General features: G+C 40.4%; 8 protein-coding genes. All 8 read right to left on the bottom strand.

Annotated elements, in window-relative coordinates:
- Nucleotides 1-914: DctP family TRAP transporter solute-binding subunit (locus AC1DSL_RS14395; protein ID WP_477532687.1), on the bottom strand; the 914-nt coding region annotated here is incomplete at its 3' end.
- Nucleotides 911-1,819 (bottom strand): hydroxymethylglutaryl-CoA lyase, encoded by a 909-nt coding sequence (locus AC1DSL_RS14390; protein ID WP_477532686.1) that lies wholly within the window; start codon nt 1,817-1,819, stop codon nt 911-913. The genes AC1DSL_RS14390 and AC1DSL_RS14395, both read right to left, overlap by 4 nt.
- A complete protein-coding gene (locus tag AC1DSL_RS14385; protein WP_477532685.1) occupies nt 1,820-3,022 on the bottom strand; it encodes a CaiB/BaiF CoA transferase family protein in 1,203 nt (400 codons plus the stop codon).
- A 3-nt stretch (nt 3,023-3,025) separates the two neighbouring features.
- Nucleotides 3,026-3,706 (bottom strand): GntR family transcriptional regulator, encoded by a 681-nt coding sequence (locus AC1DSL_RS14380; protein ID WP_477532684.1) that lies wholly within the window; start codon nt 3,704-3,706, stop codon nt 3,026-3,028.
- Between the two features lie 364 nt (nt 3,707-4,070).
- Nucleotides 4,071-4,724: a sunset domain-containing protein gene (locus AC1DSL_RS14375; protein ID WP_477532683.1), complete on the bottom strand. Its 654-nt coding sequence runs from the start codon at nt 4,722-4,724 to the stop codon at nt 4,071-4,073.
- Between the two features lie 211 nt (nt 4,725-4,935).
- Nucleotides 4,936-6,450, bottom strand: a complete 1,515-nt coding sequence (locus AC1DSL_RS14370; protein WP_477532682.1) for an acetyl-CoA hydrolase/transferase family protein — start codon at nt 6,448-6,450, stop codon at nt 4,936-4,938.
- A gap of 126 nt (nt 6,451-6,576) precedes the next feature.
- Nucleotides 6,577-7,221, bottom strand: a complete 645-nt coding sequence (locus tag AC1DSL_RS14365; protein WP_016428197.1) for a LytTR family transcriptional regulator DNA-binding domain-containing protein — start codon at nt 7,219-7,221, stop codon at nt 6,577-6,579.
- 141 nt (nt 7,222-7,362) lie between these two features.
- Nucleotides 7,363-8,544 (bottom strand): esterase/lipase family protein (locus AC1DSL_RS14360; protein ID WP_477532681.1); only part of this gene is annotated, 1,182 nt, incomplete at its 5' end.

Raw genomic sequence — 8,544 nt, 5'->3', positions numbered from 1 at the left:
ACATAAACTTCCATTCCTTTTTCCTCCAACTGCTTAGCAGTCTTTTCATCTTCTGACTGGGCTTGTGCACGAATCCATTCTTCTGATTCCTTAGCAGTTTCAGTCAATAGCGTTTGTGTTTTTGTAGGAAGTTTATCCCAGAAGTCCTGATTAATTGCCAATAAAAACTCGAGGTACGCATAATTATTGATAGTTAAATATTTTGCTACTTCATCATACTTTCTTTGAACCATTGCAGTTGTTCCTGATGTGGCTCCGTCGACTGTATTTAGTTTAAGTGCCATATATACCTCTCCACCACCCATGAATACAGGGGAAGCTCCATATGCTTTGATCATTTCAGAAGGAATGTCACCGATACTACGGATCTTCAATCCTTCGAAATCGGAAGGTGATTCCAAAGGACGTTTGTTGTTTGCGAATTGTGCATAACCATAGTCAGCAAACATGAGAACCTTGGCACCCTTTTCTTCCATAGCAGTACGTAATTTATTCCCGAATTCACCGCTTAAAGCCTCACCAGCTTTTTCATAGTCTGAGAATACGTATGGAACATCAAAAATACCCATTGCAGGGACTGTACTTGCCCAAAGCGTCGAAGAATTGACACCCATTTCAACGCCACCAGTAAGAATGGACTGGTTCATATCCTTATCATTTAATAATTGGCCTGCTGGATATACTTGCATTTTTATAGCACCATCAGATTTTTCAGTGACATCTTTCACGAATTTTTCAAGCCCTTTAGCGATGTGGTGATCTGCCGGCAAGTTATAAGCTAATCTGATAGTCGTTTCTTCGTACCCGTCCCCACTTGCATTGACTGCTTTTGTTTCAGGTTCTTTTGAGTTACATGCTGACAATAAGAACATAGAAATCATTAAGAACGTAATTGCCTTCATCCATTTTTTCATGCTAATATCCCCTTTGTTTGTTTTCTTTCTACATGTCTGATGCGACCCAATGGATTTTTCGAAGAAAGACTCGCTGCATAGTCAGCAGCATCAAGTAATTTTTCAAAATCCAACCCTGTGTCGATGTTCATTCGGTGAAATAAATACACTAAATCCTCTGTTGCTAAATTTCCTGCTGCACCCGGTGCAAATGGACAACCACCTATGCCAGATACCGCCGTTTCAAAAATTCTTACGCCTGCTTGATAAGCAGCATACGCATTTGCAGATCCGAGCCCCCTTGTATCATGCAAATGTATAGTAACAGGTATTTCGCCTGCGACTTCAATAACCTTTTTCATCAATCGTTCCACTTGATCTGGAGTGGCAATTCCAATTGTATCGGCAATGCCTATTCGATCAGCACCAGCATCTTTCACTCGTTTTACGAGATTCAAAACTTGCTCTTCCGACACTTCACCTTCATATGGACAGCCGAAGCTCACTGCAATTGAAAAGCAAGTTTTGATCCCATCCTTTTTGGCTTGTACCACAAGCGTTTCAAACTGACTAAGGTTTTCATCGATTGATAAACCAATATTTTTCTGGTTAAAACTTTCAGTAGCTGAACTGACCCAGTTAACTTCAGAAAGTGAATGTTCTTTTGCTCGCTCATACCCTTTTAAATTTGGTATAAGGGCTATAGCTTGCAAGCTTGTCCATTTAGTTACCACTTTCAATACTTCTGAAGCATCTGCCATCTGCGGCACTTTCACTGGGTGAACAAATGAAGTTACTTCCACAGTATTTAAACCAGCCTCTAGCAAATGTTTTACTAGATTCACTTTTTCCACGGTTGAAATCAGCTTGGGATCATTTTGCAGCCCATCACGGGGACTGACATCGATAATTTTCACATCCGCCATTTATATGACTCCTTGTTCTTTCAGTTTTTTGAACTCATCAAAAGAAAAATTCATAAACTCCGTGTAAATTTCCTCGTTGTGTTGACCAAGACTTGGACCGCTCCATTTGATTTCTCCTGGCGTTTCCGAAAGCTTTGGCACAACCCCCGGAACAAGAACTTTAGTTCCATCAGGCAAGACTATTTCCTGCAGCATTTCCCTTGCCTTGTATTGCTCATCTTCAACAATTTCCTTGATTCCATATATAGGACCTACCGGTACGGATACTTCATCTAATATTCGCTGAGCCTCTTTTAATGGATGCTGTTTCGTCCATTCTTCAATGGTTGAATCAATGAAAATTACATTGTCCGCTCGCCCTTGGTTGGTTGAATAAGTCGGGTCATTCGCCAGGTCATCTCGGCCAATTGCTGTCATTAGACGTTTGAATATCTGATCCCCATTCCCACCAATAACCAAATGCTTTCCATCAGCACATTCATATGTGTTTGAAGGGGCGATTCCTGGTAGTGTACTACCTGTCCGTTCTCTTACCATCCCCGTTAAATCGTATTCGGGTAAAATTCCTTCTAGTAAACTAAAAACAGATTCATAGAGTGCGACATCAACGAGCTGGCCTTGTTTTTCTGGATCTTCTTCTCTTGCACGCAATGCCATCAACGTTCCAATGACTGCATAAAGTCCAGCAACCAAATCTCCTAATGCAATGCCGACCCGCACTGGGGGTAAGTCAGGGTAACCGGTCAAATACCTTAAGCCACCGATTGCCTCGGCCACACTTCCAAATCCAGGTTTTTCTCGATATGGACCCGTTTGACCATAACCTGAAACCCTGGTCATGATGATGGATGGATTGACCTTACGTAAATCTTCCAATCCAAGACCCCATCTTTCCAAAGTTCCAGGTTTGAAATTTTCAAGAACGACATCCACTTTCTCTGCAAGTTGACGAATAATATGCTGGCCCTCAGGATCACGCATATTCACTGTTATCGATTTCTTATTTCGAGATTGCACATACCACCAAACCGATGTGTCATTGTGCATCACACGCCAATTCCTCAGCGGGTCCCCTTTCGCTGGTTCTTCAACTTTGATAACCTCAGCACCAAACTCGGAAAGGATTTTCCCTGCAAATGGAGCAGCGACCAAGTTTCCTAATTCCAAAATCTTTACACCTTCAAGTGGCAGCTTTTTTGACATTTCTTACCCTCCTAAATCTTTCGAGCAAAATTCCATAAACAAATTGTAATCGCTTTCAATATGAGCTTTCATTAAACGCTTGGCTGCTTCCGCATCCTGATCCACAATTGCCTGAAAAATTTGTTGGTGCTCATGAATGGCATGTTCCATATGGAGCGGATTTTCATCGAGTATCGATTTGCGATAAAAACTATTAACCCCTCGAAATGCCGTCAGCATGGTAACGAGAAACTTGTTTCCGGTTGCCATAACAACGGCTTCATGGAAATTCACATTCGTATCATGGACTTTTTTCAGGTTATTAGTTTCTGAAATTTTACTCATCTGCAATAAAGAAGTACGAATGGTCTCAAGTTGTTCATGGGTCCTGCGTTCAGCTGCATAAAAAGCGGCTAGCGGCTCCATCTCAACCCGGCACTCATACAGATGTTGATAATCTTCGATTGACGGCTCAACAACCGTCACCCCGCCAGAATTATTTACGAAAAGCAGCCCATCTTTTTCAAGCATACGGATTGATTCACGAATCGGGCTTCGGCTGACCTGCAATTCCTCTGCAATCTTTTCCTCTATCAATCTTTCACCAGGCTTCAAACGACCCATAAGGATTTGTTCTTTCAAGTAGTCATACACTTGAGTTTTTAAAGTAGCCCTTTTTTTCACGATTGCTTCTATGATCCTCATCTCATTTCTTTTTCGTCGACTGTCGACTGTATACAATTTAGCTTTATGTTAGAATAATCAAAATAATTAAAACCGTCAATAAACTTTTTTATGATATTTTCAGTACTTAACCTTAATACCTACTCCTAACAAGGTTTTTCACTCGAAAAATTATTTTTACATTAATTATATTTACTTCAAGTAGTCCCGCTCTTCACATTCGCTTTGAAAAATCGGATGAAGGAAGTATATGAGTACACTACTTTTTAGGGATTTCTCGTAATAATGTTATATGTCACCAACTCAAAAACATAAAAAAATCCAGAACCAATTGGTTTCTGGATTTCTAAATTAAGTTATAAAATAGTTGTTTGCTGCGGAACAATCATCTTTTTGATTCCCGATACCCAGCAGCCCGCGCTGCGGATTTTGTACAGAAAGTATCTTCAGCTTCTGTTATATCGTAGTAGTCTCCTGAAGGTACATGAAAAATCTTTTCACCTGAGCTGGAAATATTCCCTTTGATTTTCATGCAGGAACGTTCTTCTTTTTCCTTAGCAGCTTGATCGGCCTTTTCCATCTCTGCCTTTTCTCTTGCAGCCTGTGCCGCTTTCTCTCTCTCGGCTTGTTCTGCTCTTTCTATAGCAGCCTGTTCAGCCTTTTCTTTTTCTTCCTGTTGCTTTTTCTTTTTATCTGCGTCATCAATCACTTTTACGGGTGCAATTAAACTTGTATCAGACTCAGTATCAGTGTCTGATTCAGATTCATTTACAGGTTGTTCATCCCATTCTTTGTAGTGTTCAATAATGCAAGGAATCAAAAACCATAGCAATAAAAGTAAAGCTAGTATAATCATGAGTCTCCATTGCCATATGGATTGGCCCTTTTTCTTTCTAACCTTGTACCATTTAGCAACTAGCAAAATCAATAAGACGAGAAGAATATTCCACCAAGCAGAAAAGATGCACACGATGATAAAGTATATAAATAATAAAACGTATAACAGGAATATCCCTATTAAGCTAAGTATGTCTAGCAAAAATGTTCCCTCCAAATTTATGTATTGAACCATTAGTTTTTGGAGACTACGATTCCACTTAAATCATTGTTCATCCTTTAGTCCAATAAAACCATGATAATATTATCATAGAAATACATAAATATTGATAGAAATAAAAATTATCACTATTTAAAGATGCCTGTTGCTCATTTCTAAATGAAGCAACAGGCATCTTTTCATCTTCTTATTATTAAACCAACTGCCCAACTTCATGTAGCATAGTCCCATTTTGTTTAAGGTTGGTATGCCACGAGAAAGCTTTTTCGAGTACGTGTGGGGTCTGGCCGCCACGTGTTAAGGCTTCTGCGTAATATTCCAATAATTGTGCACGATATGTTGGATGTGCACAGTTTTCAATAATTACTAGTACTCTTTCTCGTGGAGCTAAGCCTCGCAAATCAGCGTAGCCTTGTTCGGTAACCACGATGTCCACGTCGTGTTCGGTATGGTCAACATGCGACACAAACGGGACGATGCTTGAAATATTGCCGCCTTTTGCGGTGGATTTCGTAACGAAAATCGCAAGACGTGCGTTTCGGGCAAAGTCGCCGGATCCTCCTATACCGTTCATCATTTTCGTACCTGATACATGAGTCGAGTTGACGTTTCCGTAAATGTCGAACTCCAAGGCCGTATTGATTGAAATGAGTCCGAGACGACGAATGATTTCCGGGTGATTCGAGATTTCCTGAGGACGCATGATGAGTTTATCGCGGTACTTCTCAAAGTTACCGAACACTTTGTCCATTTTGTCCTCTGATAATGTAATCGAACAGCAAGAAGCTGATTTCACTTTTCCTGCATCAATTAAGTCGAAAACCGAATCCTGTAACACTTCAGAATAGACATCAAGATCGGTGAATTCCGAATCGATCATCCCGTGTAACACAGCATTTGCCACAGAGCCGATTCCCGATTGAAGTGGTGCGAGTTTATCCGTCAGTCTTCCTACGCGAATTTCTGAACGTAGAAATTCGAGTAAATGATCTGCCATTTGCTTAGTTTCAGCATCTGGAGCGACGATCGTAGAAGGTGAGTCCATCGGATTCGTGAAAACGATTCCTTTAATCTTCGCTGGGTCAATCTTAATACCAGAGGTCCCAATTCTGTCATCTGGGTTCATTAACGGAATCGGTTTACGTTCACCTTGTTGTCCTGTGTCATAAATATCATGTAGACCTTCAAGCATTTCTGGCTGCGCCATATTGATTTCCACAATGATGTGCTTCGCATGTTCTGCGAAAATCGATGAGTTTCCAACCGATGTCGTTGGGATAATCAAGCCATCTTCCGAAATTGAAACCGCTTCCAAAATTGCAAAGTCAATCGGACCAATAACTCCCGCACGAATAAATTCTGCCGTATGCGACAGATGTTGATCGACAAACAGCATTTCCCCATCATTTATTTTGCCACGCATAGTCGGATCTGCTTGGAATGGCAATCGTTTTCCGACAATACCCGCTTCTGCAAAAGCCTTATCGATATCCGAGCCAAGAGAAGCACCAGTATATATATTCACTTTGAATGTTTCAGTTTCGGCACGCTTGATTAACGCAAATGGGACCGCTTTCGCATCTCCTGCACGTGTGAACCCACTTAGGCCTAGCGTCATCCCATCATTAATCCACGTTGCCGCTTCTTCAGGCGTAACTACGCGATTTTTTAAATCCGGGTGTTTGATTCGTTTTAATTTTTCTTCCATATTAAAAACCCTCTATTTCATGACTTTTTCAATAATTCTAACAAACAAAATACTGATTTTGAGGTTTAGGGAAAGAAACAGGGATTTACCCGCTGAAACAGGCAAATCCCTCGCTGAAACAGTAGATTAGAAATCAAGTAACTTCCGAAAATAGCTGGCATACGATTGACTCACCGGAATTTTCGTTCCGTCATTCATCAGCAACACGAGTGTAGAATGCGTATCCGGAAAGACTTCGCGAATCTGGTGGACATTGACGATAAACGAGCGATGGCAACGAACGAACAACTCACGTGGCAAAATAAATTCAAACGCCTGGAGAGATTTGCGATGAGTACCCGAAACTCCATTTGCTTCTATATGCGTTTTCTTCCCTCGCACTTCCAGAAACTTCACATCTGTAAATGGCACTGGAACCCACCCGTCCTGAGTCTTCAGCATGACGACAGACTTCCCTTCCGTGAAAGAAGGATAAATGGCTGTTACGCTTCCAACGACTTTTCCATCACGGTGGAAAGGTACGGCCATGCCATGGTATGGAACAGCAAACACATCACGATTGATGAAGTCCGAGACCTTTTGTCCAGAGGATAGTGCCTTGTGGGCTAGCGACCCTGGTTTCACCATGTCCCCCGCCTTTATTTTCAAATCCACTCGGACGCTTGGACGGTAATATACATAGTGTTCCCCGTCGGATACAGCAATCGAGATTTCATCCGAAAACAACTCCCCAATCACATCCAGCATTTCGTAATCTTGAAAATCCTTCATCTTGCAAAAGCACCTCTCTCGTAAACTAACATTCCTTCCTTCAATAATAACTGGTATTGGGGATGTATGGACAAAGACTGCTCATATAAGAACAAAAAACGAAGGATGTGACCACGTCACTTCCTTCGTTTCTGTTTGTCCTTATTTTAAATAATTGATCGCTCGTTTCAGGTAAATATCTATATCCGTTTCGTTAAAATACGAAAAATGATTCCATCCATGTGTAGTGTGAGGAATTTTGATTTCGTTAATGGTCACCATATTGTCCGTATGTACGATCCCGTCATTCAACAGACCCAGATTTTTCCCGGCTAATGCAAAGTACTTTTTATTGGCATCTATTAAATCACTTGAATTTAATTGGCTAATAAAATCTGAGTTATTGGCGAGATCATGGAAACCTTGTAAATTCCCTGGCCTTACCAAGTGCCAAAAGTCTTCACTTTTTATTGAGTTTTTGCCCATTATGTTACTAAGTATGCCATACAGGATTAAGCATTTTCGAGCTAACATTGGGACACTAATCAAGATCGAGCCATTATTCGGTGTTCCAGCCATGATGATTTTATCTATCGGTGCCTTTTGTTCGATATAAGCAGAACGGCTGACCAGTCCCCCCATGCTATGAGCTACGATTAATATTTCCTTCTGAGGATACTTCTTCTTTAAACTCTCTATTTCTTTAGCCAAGAAAATCCCATTGTCTCTTATTCTTTCATCTACTGTGAGGTATTCAAAACCAAAAACTTCATAGTCATGACTTAGTGTATTAAACAAATTGAAGAATGAAGCACCTATACTGGATACCAATCCGTGGACGATGATTGCTATAGGTTTGTTTGGATCTATGGGTTCATCAGCTAGTTTTTCCTTTCGGAATGAGTCGTCTCCATCTTTTATTAATCTGAAAAGACCGAGTTCACTTGGTTCGCTTTGAAACTTATTTAACACAATGTAAAAACTTTTATCAGAGGATGAACCAATCGTCTTTGAACTTAAACTGTCTACATGACTTGAAATTCTTTCAAGGTCTTCTATCGAATTATTGGTCAAGTAGTTAATCTGTCGTTTAGTAATTTTAGCTTCCACAGCATTATTGCCTTCAGAGTGTCTGAGTACTTCAATTCTCGGAGAAATTTGAGAAAACAAATCAACATTATTCTCAATATTGTCCAGGTCCAGTAACTGAAGAAAATTATCTTGTATCGCTAGAAAGTATTCATCGTTTTTTCCTTTTAACCGAAAAGATTTTTCTATGTTAAAGTTTTTAATATTAACTTTAAATAACTGCTTAGTAGTTGAATGAGGCATGCTGCTCAGGAG

The organism is Paenisporosarcina sp. P4_D4 (genome assembly GCF_056401835.1).
This window is presented reverse-complemented; position numbering and strand designations above follow the sequence as displayed.

Excerpts from the sequence above, each read along its gene's own strand:
- AC1DSL_RS14390 (WP_477532686.1), bottom strand. The coding sequence starts at position 1,819 with ATGGCGGATGTGAAAATTATCGATGTCAGTCCCCGTGATGGGCTGCAA.
- AC1DSL_RS14385 (WP_477532685.1), bottom strand. The coding sequence starts at position 3,022 with ATGTCAAAAAAGCTGCCACTTGAAGGTGTAAAGATTTTGGAATTAGGA.
- AC1DSL_RS14380 (WP_477532684.1), bottom strand. The coding sequence starts at position 3,706 with ATGAGGATCATAGAAGCAATCGTGAAAAAAAGGGCTACTTTAAAAACT.
- AC1DSL_RS14370 (WP_477532682.1), bottom strand. The coding sequence starts at position 6,450 with ATGGAAGAAAAATTAAAACGAATCAAACACCCGGATTTAAAAAATCGC.
- AC1DSL_RS14365 (WP_016428197.1), bottom strand. The coding sequence starts at position 7,221 with ATGAAGGATTTTCAAGATTACGAAATGCTGGATGTGATTGGGGAGTTG.